Genomic DNA, 18,588 nt, shown 5'->3' on the forward strand with positions numbered 1-18,588 from the left:
TCGGCTAATGCCATTTCATAAAGTGATGCTTCATAATATTGAATGGAGAAATCATATGAGCAGTTTAGTCAGTCAGATCCCAGCGGCTTGTGCAGAACGCGCATTACAGTACTTTTCCCAGCGTTTAGCATTTGAAACTGATTGCTCAGATGTCTATACCAGCCAGCAGCAAGGTAATGTAGATTTTGTGTTGGTAGATGTGCGTAGTGAGGCGGCGTTTGCCACGCTACACCTACCGGGAGCTATCAATATTCCTCATCGATTAATGGATACCACTTTGCTTTCACTCTATCCGCCAGAGACATTATTTGTGATTTACTGTGCTGGTCCCCACTGCAACGGTGTTCACCGCGCCGCCGTTAATTTGAGCAAACTTGGCTATGCGGTTAAAGAGATGATAGGAGGTGTCACCGGCTGGCGTGATGAGGGGTTACCGCTGCACACGAAAATCACGGACATAGATAAACCCAGGGATCCAGTGAGCTGTGGCTGCAATATTTGAATATAAAAGTGCTTTTTCTCCTGCGATGGACAACCACTGCTATTATTCTTGGCGTTCATTATAGGTTAGCTGATAGAGTAATCGTGTTTACTCATTGCAGGAATTCTGTATGCGTTCTATTTATCTGTGGATAGTCGTAGTGGCTATTAGCATTACGGCGCTCATATCTCAGCTCAGCTTCTTTTTTATTGAACCTCAAATGGGGAACAGTGAAGGGAAAGTTTTAGTGCTTAAACGCATTCCTAAGATGGATTTTATCGATAGCCCTCGGGGATACTGTCAGCGCCAATATCCTACAGAAGACTATTCACGCTGCGAGCCAAAAATCCTCCCTTCGCTTTTGGAGAGTACTCAAGTTTTGTATGAGTTGCCGTTTAGCGCTTATTTTTACGAGATGACCTACCAGCCTAATGGTTAAGTATTCACTGTAAATTTGTGTGTTCGCTAGAATAGCTACTGCATATTGTGAATTTTAATATACGTGTAAGTAGTATAGTTTCATTACTTTAATATTTATCGCATAAAGGATTTAGCGGTGAATTAGATGGAGGTTATGATATCCAGGTATCGGTGTGGTTTTGTCAGATATCGCAACGGCATTACGTAACAGAAATAAATGTAATAATATGGGTGCTATTCTGCGGGTATTATTCTAATTGGGATTGGGAGCATTATTTATTACCAGTATATTAATCCGAACTGGCGACAGAGCGGCTTCGTGCATGAAATGATTTACAGGTGTCCGAAAATCCAGCTACACCCGATGTTGATCGTGACAAGGTCTGTGATATGTCCATCGATATGTATACCCAGATATTCAAGTATTTTACCTTCAAGGTGGGTGGGCGTGTAAAGGGCTGTGAGGGATAATCTGTGTCAGAAAAATTATTCTGGTGCGAAAGAATGTCTACTCAATCACTCTCTTTCTCTCATTATTATGATAGATTTCCCTCAATGGGTAATAATTCCCGATTGGAACTTATCTTAATATCCTCGCAGTGTTCCGATGCTTGACGGAAAAATAAAAATTGCACCAATGGCTCGATAATTAATCTTCTTGATTGAAAATAACGCGGCCATGAATTAATAGGCTATATCTCTTGGTTTGTGGGTACTAATCGGCGAATCTTGTTGCAAGGCGATATTATAAGGAATATATCGACTATTTCATTTACTATCTTTGTCGTTTTTATAGATGTAGATCAATTTTATTTATAATCAATTTTAGATCTGTCTTGTTTTTTTTTGATTTACCTCATCTAAACCTGATTTTTGTTAGTTGAATGCTGTTAAGTTCTAACTAAAGTTGTGAAATTGGTCTTTAATACTAAAAAAGACATCTATTACCCATATTAATGTTTAGTGCTACGCTTAATTATTTGTTGAATCTTTGCCTGACAGGCAATGCCCTATATTCACTGGCTAATTTATCAAAGGATGATTCATGTCTAAACGTCTATGGCTCCGAACTACCTTACTCACAGCCGCCCTACTCAGTGTTTTTTCTGTTCCCGTTAGTGCCGCAACACATACACTGCAACTGGCTATCGGTGATGAACCCACCGAAGGCTTTGACCCAATGCTAGGCTGGAGTCATGGCAGTTATCTGCTATTGCATAGCCCGTTGCTAAAACAAAATGAAGATCTTAGCTGGAATAATTTTCTGCTGAGCCAGTATAAAACCAGCAACGACGGTAAAACCTGGACTCTGACGCTCAAGCCGGGCCTCAAATTCTCTGATGGATCTCCTCTGACGGCCAAAGATGTGGTGTTTACCTATAACAATGCTGCTGCCAGTGGCGGTAAAGTCGATATGGGTAATTTCCTCCGCGCCGAAGAAATCGATCCCCTCAATATTCGAATCCAATTGAAAGCGCCACAAAGTACTTTTGTAAATGTGTTGGGATCGCTGGGGATCGTTTCTGCTGATAAATATAATGCCAAAACCTATGCACAAAACCCTATTGGTGCTGGCCCGTACCGTTTGGTGAGCTTCCAACCTGGTCAGCAAATGATCGTGGAAGCCAATCCTCATTATGCCGGTAATAAGAATGATTTCGATAAACTGATTTTTGTTTTTCTTGATGAAGACAGTGCCTTTGCCGCGGCGCAAAGTGGGCAGTTAGGGGTCGTCCGCATTCCACCATCGATGGCGGCAGGTCCGGTCAATAACATGAAGTTATGGGTGCGGCCAAGTGTAGAAAACCGTGGCATCGTGTTCCCGACCACTCCGGCGGGTAAGAAAGATGCTCAGGGTTATCCGATTGGTAATGATGTAACGGCTAATGTTGCTATCCGCCGTGCCATTAACTATGCCATTAACCGCCAACTCCTGGCCGACCAAATTATGGAGGGTCATGCTATTCCTGCCTATACAGGTGTACAGGGGCTGCCATGGAATAACCCAGATTCGGCCATTAAAGATGGTGATAGCGAAAAAGCCAAACAGATATTAGAACAGGCCGGTTGGGCGCTGAACAGTGAGGGTATTCGAGAAAAAAGTGGGGTGCCGGCCAAAATCACGCTTTGGTATACCAGCGGTGATACTACGCGCCGCGATTTAGCCCAGGCGCTGCGTTCGATGCTGAAACCTATTGGTGTTGATGTTGATTTGAAATCCGGTAGCTGGGAAACCGTTGAACGTAATATGCATGCTAACCCCACGTTGTTTGGCTGGGGTAGCCTTGATCCCATGGAGCTGTACCATCACTACAGCAGTAAAGCTGCCGGTGTTGAATATTATAATCCAGGCTACTACCAGAATCCGGTAGTTGATAAACATCTGCAACAGGCACTGGATGCGCCAACCTGGGAACAAGCAGTGCCATTTTGGCAACAGGTTGATTGGGATGGAACGACCGGTGCCGGTATTCGCGGTGATGCGGCGTGGGCGTGGTTATTGAATATTCAGCATACTTACCTGGCTAATGATTGCGTTGATTTAGGTAAGGGGGCACCGGAAATCCATGGTTCCTGGTCACTGCTTAATAGCCTGGATAGCTGGAAATGGACCTGTCAGTAATGAAGGGGGTCTCGCTATTTACTCTGCGTTTAATTTGCCTGCTGCTAATCACCGCAGTAGGCACTTTTACGCTGCTGAGTTTTTCCCCGGTAGACCCAATACGCGCCTATATTGGCAGTGAGCTGCTGCATGTTCCACCGGAACAATATCCGCTGATTGCGGCGCGGTGGGGGTTGGATCTGCCTTTGTGGCAGCGTTTTCTGCATTGGTTTACTCAGGTTTTGCAAGGTGATTTGGGTTACTCCATGCTGTATAACGCGCCGGTCTCACAGGTCATTGGTGAACGTTTTGCCACCTCGTTTGCGTTACTGCTTTCGGCATGGCTATTCTCCGGCATTGTTGGGCTACTGCTGGGGCTGACTGCGGGGCGTTATCTTAATCGCTGGCCTGATCGTTTGATCTCAACCCTGTCATATTTATTAGCTTCGCTACCCACTTTCTGGATTGGTTTATTGTTGCTGTCATTATTTGCGGTGAAGCTGAATTGGGCGCCGATTTGCTGTGCATGGGCACCTGGAAGCAATGCTGAAACAGCCAGTTGGAGCGACAAACTGCGTCATCTCATTCTGCCGATGCTGGCCTTGGGATTATTGGGGGTTGGCAATATTGCGTTGCATACCCGCGCCAGGGTTGCTGAGGTGATGAATAGCGAGTTTATCCGCTATGCACGTGCTCAGGGAGATAAGGGCTGGTCATTGGTTCACTTCCATATTTTACGCCATGCCATTACGCCAGCGCTTTGTCTGCAATTTGCCTCTGTGGGGGAATTACTGGGTGGCTCGCTATTAGCGGAGAAAGTTTTTGCCTATCCCGGCTTAGGGCAAGCCACTATTGATGCCGGGCTTCACGGCGATATTCCGTTACTGATGGGGATCGTCATGTTTTGCGCCATATTGGTCTTTTGCGGTAACAGCGTTGCCAACGCACTGTTACACCGCTTAAATAGGGGAGCTGCGCGGCAATTATGACTTATAACCCAAACCGGGCGTTGTTTCGGCTGTTCGTTTCATTGGCGCTATTACTCATTTTAATTGTTTATGGCTGGGTTATTTATCCCATTGAAGTTCCGATGGATCTGATGGCGCGCCGCCAGCCGCCATCACCGGCTTATTGGTTTGGTACTGATAGTCTGGGGCGCGACTTGTGGTTGCGCTGTTTTCAGGGCATGACAACCAGTTTACAAATTGGCCTGATTGCTGCTTTTGCCAGTGGGCTGCTGGCGATGCTCACTGCCAGTTTGTGTGCTATCAATAAAACGCTGGATTATATCATTCGCGGATTAATTGACAGTATGTTGGCATTGCCCCACTTGCTGTTATTGGTGCTGATCTGCTTCACTTTGGGGGGCGGGAAACAAGGCGTTATTCTGGCGGTAGCCCTCACCCATTGGCCAAAGCTTGCCCTGATTTTACGCGCAGAAATCTTACGTATTCGCGAGACTGATTATGTGATGTTGTCTCATCGGTTGGGTAACAGTAATTTTTACCGTTGGCGTCATCATCTGCTACCGTTATTACTGCCACAATGGATTGTTGGCACACTGTTGATGTTTCCCCATGCGGTGTTACACAGCGCAGCGCTCAGTTTTCTTGGGTTTGGGCTGTCACCTCATGAGCCGTCGTTGGGGATCTTATTAGCGGATGCACTGCGTTACCTGAGCAGTGGGGCATGGTGGCTGGCTTTTTTCCCTGGCCTGATTTTGGTGGGATTGGTATTAGTATTTGACCAGTTTGCCCGGTCGCTGCAACAACTCTGGGTGAGGATAACCTGATGTTGAAATTTGCAAAATTTGCTATTGATGTTGCTCATTACCGCTGGCTGGGGCGAAAAACCTGGCATCCTCTGCTGAGTAATATTTCTTTGGAGGTGAATCCGGGGGAACTGGTGGCGTTAGTTGGCGGTAGCGGTGAAGGCAAAAGTCTGTTGTTACAAAGTGCATTGGGTTTATTGCCAGACAATATGCGTTGTCATGGCGAGATTATCCTTGATGGTGAGGTGTTGTGCGCCCAAGACAAAATTGAACGGCGCGGAAAAACGTTATGTTACGTCCCTCAAGGGGTCAGTGCGCTAAATCCATTAATTAAAGTCGGCTCACAAATGACCCGCGCCGCGCAGCTTAGTGGTGTAAAACTGCGGCTAGAAGATGTGGCAATGCAACTGCAAACCTACAATCTTGCGCCAGGGTTGGTGCATGACTTCCCTCGCCAACTCTCTGGCGGCATGGCAAAACGGGTGCTGACCAGTTGTGCCACCCTGACCAATGCCCGCTATATTTTGGCTGATGAAGTGACCTCGTGGCTCGATGATGAGCATGCCTGCCAGTTACTGACTCACCTGCGGGCTTTTTGCCAACAAGGGCGGGGCATTTTATGGGTAACTCATGATCTGGCATTGGCGGCACGTTTTGCCGATAAGATTGCGGTGTTACATCAGGGTAAGCTACATGAGACGCTGAGTGCTGAAGAATTGAAGAATAACGGTGGTAGCCCCTGGCTACAGTCACTATGGGCGGCGCTACCGGAGCAACAATTTGTCAGTCAGCACATAGCCTTGTCGGAGGTGGGCGAATATGTTTAGTGTCGATAATCTGACGGTGGTTCAAGGTGGCAAACTGTTGTGGGATAGCATCTCATTTTCTCTAACAGCCGGAGAGCGCTTAGGTATTTCGGCTCCCAGTGGTTTTGGTAAAACGACCCTTGGCCGGGTATTAGCACAATGGCAGTCAGCCACTTCCGGCCAGATTTTGCTCGGTGGCGCGCCACTGGCAAAAAAAGGTTATTGTCCTATTCAGTTAGTGCCACAGCATCCAGAACAAAGTTTCAATCCTTACCGGACTACGGGGGAGAGCTTGCATGATGCCTGGCGACCCGCAGCACATTGGCTTGAGCGGATGGCCGTTAATCCTGATTGGTTGAAGCGCCGGCCTGATGAATTGTCGGGGGGCGAGTTGGCGCGTATCGCACTATTGCGGGCACTGGATCCGCGCACCCGATACTTGATTGCCGATGAAGTAACGGCACAACTGGATGCACATGTTCAGGCACAAATTTGGCGCGTTTTATTAGACGAAGCGGCACACCGCCCATTGGGGCTCATTGTTTTCAGCCACAATAAATCCTTATTGGAAAAGGTGTGTTCACGTATATGGATACCAGAGCGTGAAAGTAAAATCCCTCTTTATCAAAAACCAGTGGTTAAGCCTCAAATTGGTTTGGCATTGATAAAAACAGGATGAGTTAATAACGGTAAATTAAAATGTAATCGATTAAATAATTATCTAGAGTGATAGTCACTCAATGTATGAGATGTTTTATTTCCAAGTGAAAATAGAATTATTGATTAGGATCATGTTCTGTTTAAATAATGATAAAAACGCGGGGTTATACAGTGGAGATGATAATTAACATCACGGTAAGATAACTTTACATAAATAAATTGAGATAGCGTTCAATATTAACTTGAAGTAGGTGGATATTCTATACACAGTGATTAGTATTTTAACGTATTCTTATCAGGCTAACACCCCTTAGGGTTTGTGTGATTTTGTTTCTGTCTCAGCATGCCGACTTAACATCTATTCTTGGTGGGAGTTCTGGTGTTCTTTATTTGTGATGAATATAAACCCGCATCATTTTACACCTAACTAATTGATTTTCAATTACATTTAATTACCCTACCCTCATCGCTACAGTGTTTTTTATCAAGTTGGTAATTAATGATGAATTTTCCAGTTTTTGGTCTATATTGGTTAGAGGTGTTTTTTTTATAGCAACATATTGATTTATAATTATCTATGCTACAAAAAGAACATACCGAAACTGAGCGCTGAATAAGGGATTGGTTAGCTATGGGAAGCAAACGTTTAATCGATTCATCCGTTTGTTGTTTACTGTGGATAAATGCAGTAATCCTTTTCTGTTTTAGTAAAAAAATATTAGCGGATGCCATTCACCTATTGATTGGCATAACTAAAAGCGGTAAAAAATACCCATCAAAAATTCATCATACAAATCAATCCAGCGGGATAACACCTTTATACACGATTGTAATATCTTGCTGTATAACGGGCGGCAGTCGTTCTTTCGATATTTTAAGTTGCAGCGCAAATGTCGGGCAGCATATTGAGGGTGGTTAAAACGCAAAATCAGAACTCAAATGAAGAATCTAACAAGATATGCAGGAGGATGCGCTTAAATTCTGAAATATACTAATTAACTGGCATCAAAAGCCTATTTTATCAGTAATAACAAGGGATAACCCTTTACTGACAAGGCAAATTAGAGGGCTAGCAGTTATAGAGCTAGTAGGTTGTTTTTCTCACTTTCACTTTCTTAACACCATACAGGAGGGCTTATGCAGCTCACCCCAAGAGAAGTTGAAAAACTCATGATCTACACGCTGTCTGATGTGGCGTTCAAACGCAAAGCGCGTGGCTTGAAACTCAATTATCCCGAAGCCGTTTCTATCATCACCGTGACTGCAATGGAAGGGGCCAGAGATGGCAAATCGGTAGAAGATGTCATGAAAGAAGCCAGCAAAGTTCTCACTAAAGATGATGTGATGGACGGGGTAGCTGATCTGATTCCGAATGTTCAGGTTGAGGCAATTTTTACTGACGGTAGCCGGTTGGTCACGGTGCACGATCCTATTAAATAACACCGATGGCAGCATGCGAGTAAAACCTGAACTGATTATTGCAGAGGATTAAAGCATGAGCGCAAAGAAAAGCACTAAAGATAATGCAGAACAGAATACCCCTCTCGGGGGCTGTATTTTAGCTGATACACCGATCACCTTTAATGAAAATAAGCCAGTAACCAAAGTTAAAGTTCGCAATACCGGTGACCGACCCATTCAAGTGGGGTCGCATTTCCACTTCTTCGAAGTTAACCGTGCACTGGAGTTCGACCGTGCTGCGGCTTATGGCAAGAGACTCAATATCTCCTCAACCACCGCAATTCGTTTTGAACCCGGTGATGAAACCGAAGTTCCGCTGATCCCTTTCGGTGGCAAGCAAACACTGTATGGCTTTAACAATCTGGTGGATGGTTGGACCGGTGAAGGCGTGGTGCCTAATAGCGAACGCCCAGATAAGCTAGAGGCTATCCGTCGTGCGGCTGAGCGTGGTTTCAAATCGTCTAAATGACACCTTTATAATATAGAAATTCACATACGTGTAATCAGCTATATATGTGTAATCAACTCTATAGTTACACGTACCGGAAAAAGAAAGGAGCGACAGATGCCTCAAATTTCTCGGCAAGAATACGCGGGTCTATTTGGCCCAACGACTGGCGATAAAATCCGTTTGGGTGACACCAATCTGTTTATCGAAATCGAAAAAGACCTGCGTGGATATGGTGAAGAGTCCGTTTACGGTGGTGGCAAGTCATTGCGTGACGGGATGGGGGCGAATAACCATCTGACCCGCGATAATGGTGTGCTGGATTTAGTGATAACCAACGTCACAATTGTTGATGCTCGTTTAGGGGTAATTAAGGCTGACGTCGGTATTCGCGATGGCAAAATTGCCGGTATCGGTAAAAGTGGTAACCCAGGTGTGATGGATGGGGTGACACCAGGAATGGTGGTCGGTGTCAGTACTGATGCCATTTCAGGTGAGCATTTGATTCTGACCGCTGCCGGTATTGATAGTCATATTCATTTAATCTCCCCACAGCAGGCTTATCATGCACTGTCCAACGGTGTGGCAACCTTCTTTGGTGGCGGGATTGGCCCAACCGATGGTACCAACGGGACAACTGTGACGCCGGGGCCATGGAATATTCGCCAGATGTTACGTTCTATCGAAGGTCTGCCTGTCAACGTGGGTATTCTGGGTAAAGGTAACTCCTACGGACGTGGTCCACTGCTGGAACAAGCCATTGCTGGTGTGGTTGGCTATAAAGTCCATGAAGACTGGGGTGCGACCGCCAATGCCCTGCGCCACTCATTGCGCATGGCAGATGAGATGGATATTCAGGTTTCGGTACATACCGACAGTTTGAACGAATGTGGCTATGTGGAAGATACCATTGATGCATTCGAAGGCCGCACTATTCACACCTTCCATACTGAAGGTGCGGGTGGGGGGCATGCACCCGATATTATCCGCGTCGCCAGCCAACCTAACGTGTTGCCAAGCTCAACCAACCCAACTCTACCATACGGTGTCAACAGTCAGGCTGAGTTGTTCGACATGATCATGGTATGTCATAACCTCAATCCAAATGTGCCAGCTGACGTCTCATTTGCTGAAAGCCGTGTGCGTCCGGAAACCATCGCAGCAGAAAACGTTCTGCACGATATGGGTGTTATCTCCATGTTCTCTAGTGACTCGCAAGCCATGGGGCGCGTCGGGGAAAACTGGCTACGTGTAATGCAAACCGCTAACGCGATGAAAGCATCACGCGGGAAATTACCAGAAGATGCACCGAATAACGATAACTTCCGTGTACTACGTTATGTGGCAAAAATCACTATTAACCCCGCAATTGCACAGGGTGTTAGCCATGTTATCGGCTCAGTCGAAGTAGGTAAAATGGCCGACCTGGTACTGTGGGATCCGCGCTTCTTCGGAGCTAAACCTAAAATGGTTATCAAAGGTGGCATGATCAACTGGGCGGCGATGGGTGACCCGAACGCATCATTACCAACGCCACAACCGGTATTCTATCGCCCAATGTTTGGTGCGATGGGCAAAACCCTGCAAGACACTTGCGTCACCTTTGTTTCCCAAGCCGCTCTCGACGATGGCGTGAAAGAGAAAGCTGGGCTGGAACGTCAGGTTATGGCGGTTAAAAACTGCCGTACCATCTCTAAACATGATCTGGTGCGTAATGATCAAACCCCCAATATTGAAGTGGACCCTGAAACCTTTGCGGTGAAAGTGGATGGCGTACATGCCACCTGTGAACCTATCGAAACAGCATCAATGAACCAGCGCTATTTCTTTGGTTAATAGGAAGTTTGGACGCTAATCCGTTACTTCAGAATTCAGCTTGCCCACAGTAAGTATTATTTAGTGCCAAGGAGGGGGCGCGTTTGGATGAATGATACAGAAAAGGATTTCATTACTGTGGGCAATCTGACACAGGCAAGGAGTCAACAACATGATTTTGATAGAGCACATTCTTGGCAATGTGAAAAAGGATCCGGTTTGGCAGGCGAAACTTAAAAATGCCACTGTTGATCTGTTGGTTTTGGATCAACGGGAAGCGCAAAAAAGCCGCTGCCGTAAATCCACCATGCAGGGGTTGGATCTCGGTATTTCTCTCGACAGGAACGTGGTACTTGCTGATGGTGATGTGCTGACATGGGATGAAGAAAGCAACGTAGCAGTAGTGGTGCAGATCCATTTGCGCGATGTGATGGTGATTGATTTGAGTGAACTGAAAAACCGTTCAGCGGATGAGTTGATTAAAACCTGCTTCGAACTGGGCCACGCATTGGGTAATCAGCATTGGAAAGCGGTGACTAAAAATAATGAGGTGTACGTACCTCTAACGGTTGCTACCACCATGATGGACTCGGTCATGCGAACACATGGCTTCCAGCACTTACCTTTCCGTTTTGTTAAAGGGGCAGAGATTCTGCCATTGCTGACCAACTCTGAAGCACGGCTGTTGTTTGGTGGCGCTGAAGACACTGATACCCATGTTCATGTTGCCAGCCCTCTGGATGAACCCCATGGTTCTGGCTTACATATTCACAGTATTCACTCTCATGGTGAAGGTCATAGCCATAGCCACGACCACGATCACAGTCATGGTGATCATGATAGCGACCATAAACACTGATTGAGGCAGGGAGGCACCGCAATGAATGCATCAGATCTGATTCGTATCATGCAATTTGGTGATTCCGTACTGCCGGTCGGGGCCTTTACGTTTTCCAATGGTGTGGAATCAGCCATTCAAACCGGCGTGGTTCATGACGTGCCCACATTAAAAGGCTTTGTCCTGACGGCGTTAAAGCAGGCAGCGAGCTGTGATGGTATGGGGGTTGTCGCGGCCCATCGGGCCGTAATGGCGGATGATAGTGATGGCATCATCCGTGCTGACTGGGCAGTAAATAATCGTAAGTTAAATGAAGAAAGCCGCTTGATGGCAACCCGAATGGGGAAAAAATTGGCGGAGATGTCTATCCATGTGGTGGAGCACCCGCTGATCAGTTGGTGGCTGGGGCAGATAAAAAGTGGCAATACCGCAGGCACCTATCCGGTGACTCAGGCGGTAGTTATGGCTGCACAAGGGATAAGGCAGCGGGAAGTGGTGGTTATGCATCAATACGGTGTAGCGATGACGATATTAAGTGCGGCTATGCGTTTGATGCGCGTGACCCATTTCGACACCCAGCGCATCTTGTTTGAGTTGAACCATGACATTGAGACGTTCTGTGATATTGCCGAGATAGGTGATATTGACCAGATGTCTTCTTATGTGCCGATTGTGGATGTATTGGCGGCGGTGCATGTGAAAGCACACGTCAGATTATTTAGTAACTAACTGATTAATAAATTGTATTCTGAGTGCTTGGTTTTGTATTAACCGAGTGCAGAGCTAAAGCCAGATCAAAATTAAGAGGATTACCCCGTGAATAGCCATTCAACCGATAAACGCAAAAAGATTACCCGCATTGGTATTGGTGGCCCGGTAGGTTCAGGTAAAACCGCCATCATCGAAGTGATCACCCCGATTCTGATTAAACGGGGGATTAAGCCACTGATTATTACTAATGACATTGTGACAACAGAAGATGCCAAGCAGGTGAAACGTACCCTGAAAGGCATTTTGGATGAAGAGAAAATCCTTGGGGTTGAAACTGGTGCCTGCCCGCATACCGCGGTGCGTGAAGACCCAAGCATGAATATTGCCGCAGTAGAAGAGATGGAAGAGCGTTTCCCGGACAGTGACCTGATTATGATTGAAAGTGGTGGTGACAACCTGACACTGACTTTCAGCCCGGCACTGGCTGACTTCTATATCTATGTTATCGATGTGGCTGAAGGGGAAAAAATTCCGCGCAAAAATGGCCCTGGACTGGTTCAGGCAGACATTCTGGTCATCAATAAGATTGATCTTGCCCCCTATGTCGGCGCTAGTTTGGATGTGATGGAAAGTGATACCAAAGTGGTGCGTGGTACGCGCCCTTATATTTTGACTAACTGTAAAACCGGTCAGGGGATTGAAGAGCTGGTGGATATGATTATGCGTGATTTTCTGTTTACTCACGTACAGCCTGAAGGAGCAAATGCATGACATCGCAGAGCCAGAATATCGTGGAGACACCTTCACGGGTTCGCGCTCACGCATTAGGTGTTAACGCGCCGGAATTAGCGAGATATCAGGATGAACCGGTGCAGATGCGTAGCGGGGCCGTAGGGAAAAGTGGTTATCTCAAACTGAGATTTGCCAAACGTGAGCATCGCAGTATTTTGGCCGAAATGGAAAGACGGGTGCCGTCGATGGTACAAAAAGCACTGTACTGGGATGAAGAAATGCCTGAATTACCTTGCGTCACCATGATTTCGACCTCGGGGTGTATTTTACAAGGGGACCGGCTGGCAACTGATATACATGTGGAGGCTGGAGCTTGCGCGCATGTTACCACACAGTCGGCCACCAAAGTTCATATGATGAATGCGAACTATGCCTCGCAGATACAGAATTTCACCGTGGAAGAGGGAGGCTATCTGGAGTTTATGCCGGACCCGCTGATCCCACATCGTAATTCACGTTTTATTACTGATACCACTATTAATATTCATCCGACGGCAAGCGCAATTTATTCAGAAATACTGATGTCAGGGCGTAAATACCATCATGCCGAAGAACGGTTCGGCTTTGATGTGTATTCGTCGAAAGTGGCGGCCCATGATTTGGCAGGAAAAGAGCTATTTGTTGAGAAATATGTTCTGGAGCCGAAGTCAGAGAGTCTTGATGCTGTTGGTGTGATGCAAACATTTGATGCTTTCGGCAACGTGATTTTATTAACCCCGAAAGAGCATCATGACCGCATTCTGGCTCGGGTGGCGGCCCATTTTGACATTAAAGCCGGTATCGCCAGTGGGGCAACACGCTTACCTAATGACTGTGGTTTAGTGTTTAAAGCACTGGGTATCGACAGCGGCGGAGTGAAGGCGGAGATTCGCCAGTTCTGGAAGATAGCTCGTGAGGAGATTCTTGGTATCACGCTGCCGGCGCAGTTTTTGTGGCGCTAATACTCAGGCTGGGTAATCAACATTATGGAGGCGAGGCCCAAGGATGGGCGAGTAACGAGAGCAGCAAGGCAGCAAACGAATGAATCCCGATGAGCTTACATCAGTAAGTGATTCGGGTGCGTGAGAGCAGCTAACACCGCTGCAGCTTCAAGTAAGAAGGGTAAAGATAATGAATGCAAAAACAGATAACCAATCTGGCTGGACACAACTGGCCGCTTCGAATGTTTTTATTGAATTTATTGATACAACTCTGCGTGGCTGTGCTCAGGTAATGTTCCAGAATAATCCACTCACCGGGCTATTCTTTTTTATTGCCATATTTGTCGGTGCTTATGGTGAAGGTAACCCGGCTGTTGCCTATGGCTGTGTGTTAGGTACGGTGGTTGCCACCCTTACCGGTTTAACCATGCGTGACCGTAAATCATGGCGTGCGGGGTTGTATGGCTATAATGGGTGCTTGGTTGGCGCGGCTCTCCCGACATTTTTAATGGCAACTCCGGTGGTATGGGCTTGCATTGTGCTAGGCAGTATCGTGTCGGTAATCGCCACCGTGTGTATTGCCGATATTTTAAAAACCTGGAAAGTCGCGGCATTAACGGCACCCTTCGTGTTCACCACTTGGATGATTCTGCTGGCAAGTTACGCCTTTAGCGGTTTGCACAGTAGCGCATTACCCACACCGGCTTTGCCACATCAATTTATATTGGAATCCGGGAGCATCTTTGGTGGCGGCAATACTTTTGTCAGCATGTTTAACGGTATTTCTCAGGTATTCTTATTCAGTAGCCTGGTCGGAGGGATTCTATTTGTTATCGGATTGGCGGTGGAATCTTTGTGGGCGGCTATTTTTGCCATTTGTGGTGCGATATTAGCCATCCTCACCGCCGCTTTTCTAGATGCTAATCCCCATGATATTAACGCCGGGCTTTATGCTTTCAGTGCGGTATTGACCGCGATAGCTCTGGGCTCGACCTTTAATAAACCCAGTTGGCGTGTGCTGGCTTACACCATTGTGGGGGTTATATTTACCGTGTTGGTTCAGGGGGCGCTGAATACCTTATTGTTACCGATTGGTATTCCAACACTGACCATGCCGTTTGTTTTAGCTTCATGGCTGTTCTTGGTTCCGAATAAAGATGTGATGCCAGCACATCGACAATAACTATTCCGCTCTGGACGTTTTGCTCTGAACATTTGATCGCTATACGGCTGAAAATAATCTGGAGTGCGAACATGACGACAGTGACAGAAAAAAGAGTGGCGTTTGGTAATCAGCAAACCAAACGCCACGCCATCTATCTGCTTATCGGTTTGCTGGTAGTTAATGGGTTAGCTTGGGTTTGGGCTTTTACCGAATTTAATGATAATGCGGTACTGATGGGGATGGCTTTTCTGGCATACAGTTTTGGCCTGCGCCATGCTGTTGACGCGGATCATATTGCGGCTATCGATAATGTTACTCGCAAGCTTATGCAACAAGGTAAAACGCCGATTGCTGTCGGGACTTTTTTCTCGCTCGGCCACTCTACTATTGTGATATTAGCCTCGCTGGCTATTGCCGCGACGGCTATGGCATTTAAAGATGATATGGCGTGGTTTCATGAAACCGGTGGGTTGATTGGTACGCTGGTGTCATCGGTATTTTTATTACTATTCGCTTTTCTCAATTTAACTATCTTGCTTTCAGTGTATAAAAAATTTAAACAAGTCAAAGCGGGCCATGTTTATCAAGAAGAAGAACTGGATCTTTTAGTCGTCAACAATGGGGGGCTGCTGGCCAGAGTTTTCAGACGCGTATTTAATATGGTCAATAAAAGTTGGCACATGTATCCGGTGGGGTTTTTATTTGGCTTGGGTTTTGATACGGCGACCGAGGTGGGGGTGTTAGGGATTTCTGCCGCCAGTGCTACTCATGGCATGAACTTGTGGTCCATTATGGTATTCCCAATTTTATTTGCAGCGGGTATGGCATTGATCGACTCACTCGATAATTTTGTCATGATTGGTGCCTATGGTTGGGCCTTCTCTAAACCGGTGCGAAAATTGTATTATAATATTACCATTACGGCAGCGTCGGTTATTATTGCTTTCTTTATCGGTGGGATTGAAGCGTTAGGATTGATTGCAGACAAAATGAATTTAACCGGAGGAGTCTGGACGCCGATTAATAATATTAGTGAGAATTTAGGCGAGATTGGTTACTGGATAATAGGCATGTTTATATTATGCTGGATAATTTCGGCTGTTAATTATTATGTGCGAGGTTATGATAAGTTGAGTGTTAGTCGTTAACTTTACATTTATCACAAAAATAAGGCGCTAATTAAACATTTAAAGTTAATTAGCGCCTTATTTACTTCGCGACTCTGTGTTTAACGTTGCGCACCTACAAGTTACATATGTTTCTTAGCGAAACCTACAATATCCTGTTTAATTTCAGAAAGTTTACTTTCAGGTGCTTTCTTACATACTTCAACTACCTTCGGTGTCACGACAGTATCAGTTTCTTGCAGATCAACATAATCGCCTTTCTTATATTGAGTATCATCATTCAATACCCAATACACAACCGGAGTAAATGACTTAGGATTCAGATCGAGGAATTCTTTGCAGGTCATATCACTCGGGGTCGTGCCCGTTGCTTTAGTGGTTGTAGATGTTGCTGCAAAGGTTGTTGCGGCAGCGGAAAGCAGTAAACCAGTCAATGCAATATTACGAAGTGATTTGAAGGACATGCTTATTTCCTTATTTATTTGTCAAATATCATTGAATATTTACAAAGTTAAACTAAGGGTGATGTATATCACTCAGCTATGGCGACTCAGGATAATGTTCTATTCCTGAGTGCTGCTGTATTATTATATATTAATGGCATTAACGCCATTAATTAAACGTATTATATAATTGGTCATCCAGTATGGATAACTTTACAATGTGTAAAGTGGGCTTTATATATTATAGATGTAATCTATCTAGGAATGGTAATGAATGTTATTTTACTACTTTATTTTAATTACACTCCGTGAATATTAGGCAGCTACAAATGAGGGCAAATAACCCACGATTAAATACAACTATTATTTGATTTTCATCAAAAATAATTCTACTTAACCATGATTTTTCTCATTTTTTATCTATACTTAATTCACCTATAACAATTTTAGTCACTCTATTGATGAAAATATTACAGGAAATTAAGTCTAAAGTTTCGATACCACTTTGCCTCGCTATTCTGGTGGCAATAAATGGATATCTGGTCTTAAGCCCAGTGCTGTTGCGGGCGATATCTCATTCAACCGATGCTGTAAACAATTTCAGTACATGGAAGGAGGCATTAAGTTTTCTTGAATTATTTGAAATTCCTCGATTTATGATCGGTCTGGTATTGATATTGATGGCAATCGCACTTTCGATGAGAACCCGCATTGCATGGTTTTTCACCGTGTTATTGCTGTTTACTATCGTTGCTATCAATCTCTTTATTCTTAAAGATCATAATACGCTGACGACTTATTCTCTTGTGATTATTGTTGCCTTGCTTTTTTATTGGCGCGATTTTGATTATCACAGCCTCGGCAGCGGTACCTTCTTTGCGGTCGTCAGTATTGCATCATTGATCGTCTATAGCATGCTCGGTACGCTCTATATGGGGGATGAGTTTGCTCCGGCCGTTACCGATTTACCTACGGCTTTCTATTTTGCGATCGTTTGTATGTCGACAGTGGGATTCGGGGATATTATTCCTCACTCTACGCTGGCACGGATGTTTACTCTTACGGTGATTATTTCCGGTATAACGGTCTTTGCTGCTTCAATTTCTTCTATTGCCGGACCGATGATCAGTAATAATATCAAACGTATAGTTAAAGGTAGGATTTCTCACGTGGAACGTAAAAATCATTTTATTATTGTCGGTACCAACTCCCTGGCACTGAATGTCTATAATGGTCTACGTGACCGGGGTGATGAGGTTACTGTGGTTTGCGCCGTCGGTAGCCAGCATGAATTTCCTTCCGATGCAGATATTATCGAGGGCGACCCATCATCGGTTGCGACATTGCAACTGGCAGGTGCGGCTAAAGCAAAATATATTATCGCCTTATGTAACAGTGATGCTGATAATACCTTTACCATTTTAGCTGCCAAAGAAATTGCGGGTGAGTCCACCAAGACGCTGGCATTAGTGAATGAAAGCCAGAATATGAAAAAAGTTAAACGGGTAAATCCTGATATGGTGTTCTCATTGCCGTTGCTTGGCAGTGAACTACTGGTTAGGACTCTGAATGGCGATACCATTAATAACGATCTTATTACGGAGATGTTCTTTGGTAACTGTCAGAAGTTAGATTGATCTGGCGAGCTTAATCTGCAGTAGTACACAAAAACACCCTCAGCATTGAGGGTGTTTTATTGTTGGAGAGTATTTTATTGGGTAGCTACATGTGGGTCTTTTGGTTTTTCTTTAGGGCCAATCATCAAACCTAATTCAACAGCGATGAAGCCTATGATCAGGCTGGCGACCAAATAACAGATTGAGACTAAAATTCCTGTAGGGTTCCTCATCATTTCGACCGCACCAAAGACAAAACTGGAAAAGGTTGAAAGACCGCCCATGATCCCGGTTGCGACCATCAAATGCACATATTGGTTAATTTTATCTTTTTTAAATAAAGAGGTAGTCAGCCCTAATAAAAATGCTGCAATAATGTTGGCGACAAAAATATCCATTGGGAAGCCGTCGGCCAGTCGCGGCACGGATAACATAATAAACTCGCGACACATGGCACCAAAAGCACCACCAACAAAGACTAAAATAATAAGATTTAGCATAACATTTCCCTC

The 18,588-nt window shown here is 45.2% G+C and carries 20 protein-coding genes; 18 read left to right on the forward strand and 2 right to left on the reverse strand.

All coding sequences use genetic code 11. The features are described from left to right. The first annotated feature begins 55 nt into the window (after positions 1 to 55). The 17 genes from V2A84_RS01395 to V2A84_RS01475 all read left to right on the forward strand — a co-directional run bounded on the left by V2A84_RS01395 (position 56) and on the right by V2A84_RS01475 (position 16,038). Positions 56 to 502, forward strand: coding sequence for a rhodanese-like domain-containing protein (locus V2A84_RS01395; protein ID WP_083163041.1), 447 nt, complete (start codon positions 56 to 58; stop codon positions 500 to 502). A 109-nt stretch (positions 503 to 611) separates the two neighbouring features. Next, the gene (locus V2A84_RS01400; RefSeq protein WP_083163043.1) at positions 612 to 920 is read left to right on the forward strand and encodes a DNA-directed RNA polymerase subunit beta; all 309 of its coding nucleotides are present in this window, start codon (positions 612 to 614) and stop codon (positions 918 to 920) included. A gap of 1,026 nt (positions 921 to 1,946) precedes the next feature. After that, on the forward strand, positions 1,947 to 3,524 hold the full coding sequence (locus tag V2A84_RS01405) for an ABC transporter substrate-binding protein (RefSeq protein WP_083163045.1): 1,578 nt from the start codon (positions 1,947 to 1,949) through the stop codon (positions 3,522 to 3,524). After that, on the forward strand, positions 3,524 to 4,492 hold the full coding sequence (locus tag V2A84_RS01410) for an ABC transporter permease (protein WP_083163047.1): 969 nt from the start codon (positions 3,524 to 3,526) through the stop codon (positions 4,490 to 4,492). The genes V2A84_RS01405 and V2A84_RS01410 overlap by 1 nt, the downstream gene beginning before the upstream one ends. Continuing rightward, positions 4,489 to 5,295, forward strand: coding sequence for an ABC transporter permease (locus tag V2A84_RS01415; protein WP_372559718.1), 807 nt, complete (start codon positions 4,489 to 4,491; stop codon positions 5,293 to 5,295). The genes V2A84_RS01410 and V2A84_RS01415 overlap by 4 nt, the downstream gene beginning before the upstream one ends. Further along, positions 5,295 to 6,101 (forward strand): ATP-binding cassette domain-containing protein, encoded by an 807-nt coding sequence (locus V2A84_RS01420; RefSeq protein ID WP_083163051.1) that lies wholly within the window; start codon positions 5,295 to 5,297, stop codon positions 6,099 to 6,101. Before V2A84_RS01415 ends, V2A84_RS01420 begins: the two co-directional genes overlap by 1 nt. Continuing rightward, positions 6,094 to 6,759 carry an ATP-binding cassette domain-containing protein gene (locus V2A84_RS01425; protein ID WP_083163053.1) on the forward strand — a complete coding sequence of 222 codons (666 nt, stop codon included), beginning with the start codon at positions 6,094 to 6,096 and terminating at the stop codon, positions 6,757 to 6,759. The genes V2A84_RS01420 and V2A84_RS01425 overlap by 8 nt, the downstream gene beginning before the upstream one ends. A gap of 612 nt (positions 6,760 to 7,371) precedes the next feature. Next, positions 7,372 to 7,659, forward strand: coding sequence for a hypothetical protein (locus tag V2A84_RS01430; RefSeq protein ID WP_227746584.1), 288 nt, complete (start codon positions 7,372 to 7,374; stop codon positions 7,657 to 7,659). A gap of 218 nt (positions 7,660 to 7,877) precedes the next feature. After that, positions 7,878 to 8,180 carry an urease subunit gamma gene (locus V2A84_RS01435; protein ID WP_002215288.1) on the forward strand — a complete coding sequence of 101 codons (303 nt, stop codon included), beginning with the start codon at positions 7,878 to 7,880 and terminating at the stop codon, positions 8,178 to 8,180. Positions 8,181 to 8,235: 55 nt separating this feature from the next. Next, a complete protein-coding gene (locus V2A84_RS01440; protein WP_083163055.1) occupies positions 8,236 to 8,670 on the forward strand; it encodes an urease subunit beta in 435 nt (144 codons plus the stop codon). A gap of 96 nt (positions 8,671 to 8,766) precedes the next feature. Then, positions 8,767 to 10,485 carry an urease subunit alpha gene (locus tag V2A84_RS01445; protein ID WP_083163057.1) on the forward strand — a complete coding sequence of 573 codons (1,719 nt, stop codon included), beginning with the start codon at positions 8,767 to 8,769 and terminating at the stop codon, positions 10,483 to 10,485. Positions 10,486 to 10,636: 151 nt separating this feature from the next. Further along, positions 10,637 to 11,323, forward strand: coding sequence for an urease accessory protein UreE (ureE, locus tag V2A84_RS01450; protein ID WP_083163059.1), 687 nt, complete (start codon positions 10,637 to 10,639; stop codon positions 11,321 to 11,323). A gap of 21 nt (positions 11,324 to 11,344) precedes the next feature. Then, entirely contained in the window at positions 11,345 to 12,031 is a 687-nt protein-coding gene (locus tag V2A84_RS01455) for an urease accessory protein UreF (RefSeq protein ID WP_083163061.1), read from the forward strand. 87 nt (positions 12,032 to 12,118) lie between these two features. Further along, positions 12,119 to 12,784 (forward strand): urease accessory protein UreG, encoded by a 666-nt coding sequence (gene ureG, locus V2A84_RS01460; RefSeq protein WP_005188826.1) that lies wholly within the window; start codon positions 12,119 to 12,121, stop codon positions 12,782 to 12,784. Continuing rightward, complete coding sequence (locus V2A84_RS01465) at positions 12,781 to 13,746, forward strand: urease accessory protein UreD (RefSeq protein WP_083163063.1); 966 nt, start codon at positions 12,781 to 12,783, stop codon at positions 13,744 to 13,746. Before ureG ends, V2A84_RS01465 begins: the two co-directional genes overlap by 4 nt. Positions 13,747 to 13,915: 169 nt before the next feature. Beyond that, positions 13,916 to 14,908: an urea transporter gene (gene yut / locus V2A84_RS01470; RefSeq protein WP_083163065.1), complete on the forward strand. Its 993-nt coding sequence runs from the start codon at positions 13,916 to 13,918 to the stop codon at positions 14,906 to 14,908. Positions 14,909 to 14,979: 71 nt separating this feature from the next. Then, a complete protein-coding gene (locus V2A84_RS01475) occupies positions 14,980 to 16,038 on the forward strand; it encodes a HoxN/HupN/NixA family nickel/cobalt transporter (protein WP_083163067.1) in 1,059 nt (352 codons plus the stop codon). A gap of 101 nt (positions 16,039 to 16,139) precedes the next feature. Here the strand turns inward: V2A84_RS01475 and hdeB are convergent, their stop codons facing one another. Then, the gene (gene hdeB, locus V2A84_RS01480) at positions 16,140 to 16,481 is read right to left on the reverse strand and encodes an acid-activated periplasmic chaperone HdeB (RefSeq protein ID WP_083163069.1); all 342 of its coding nucleotides are present in this window, start codon (positions 16,479 to 16,481) and stop codon (positions 16,140 to 16,142) included. A gap of 440 nt (positions 16,482 to 16,921) precedes the next feature. On the opposite strand from hdeB, the gene kch reads away from it, so the two are divergent. Further along, entirely contained in the window at positions 16,922 to 18,097 is a 1,176-nt protein-coding gene (kch, locus tag V2A84_RS01485) for a voltage-gated potassium channel protein (RefSeq protein ID WP_083163071.1), read from the forward strand. Between the two features lie 74 nt (positions 18,098 to 18,171). On the opposite strand, the gene crcB is transcribed toward kch, so the two are convergent. Continuing rightward, positions 18,172 to 18,576 (reverse strand): fluoride efflux transporter CrcB, encoded by a 405-nt coding sequence (gene crcB / locus V2A84_RS01490; RefSeq protein ID WP_442848517.1) that lies wholly within the window; start codon positions 18,574 to 18,576, stop codon positions 18,172 to 18,174. Positions 18,577 to 18,588 lie beyond the last annotated feature (12 nt).

The sequence above is a fragment of the Yersinia sp. 2553 StPb PI genome (assembly GCF_052217105.1).
Lineage (GTDB): Bacteria > Pseudomonadota > Gammaproteobacteria > Enterobacterales > Enterobacteriaceae > Yersinia > Yersinia enterocolitica_E.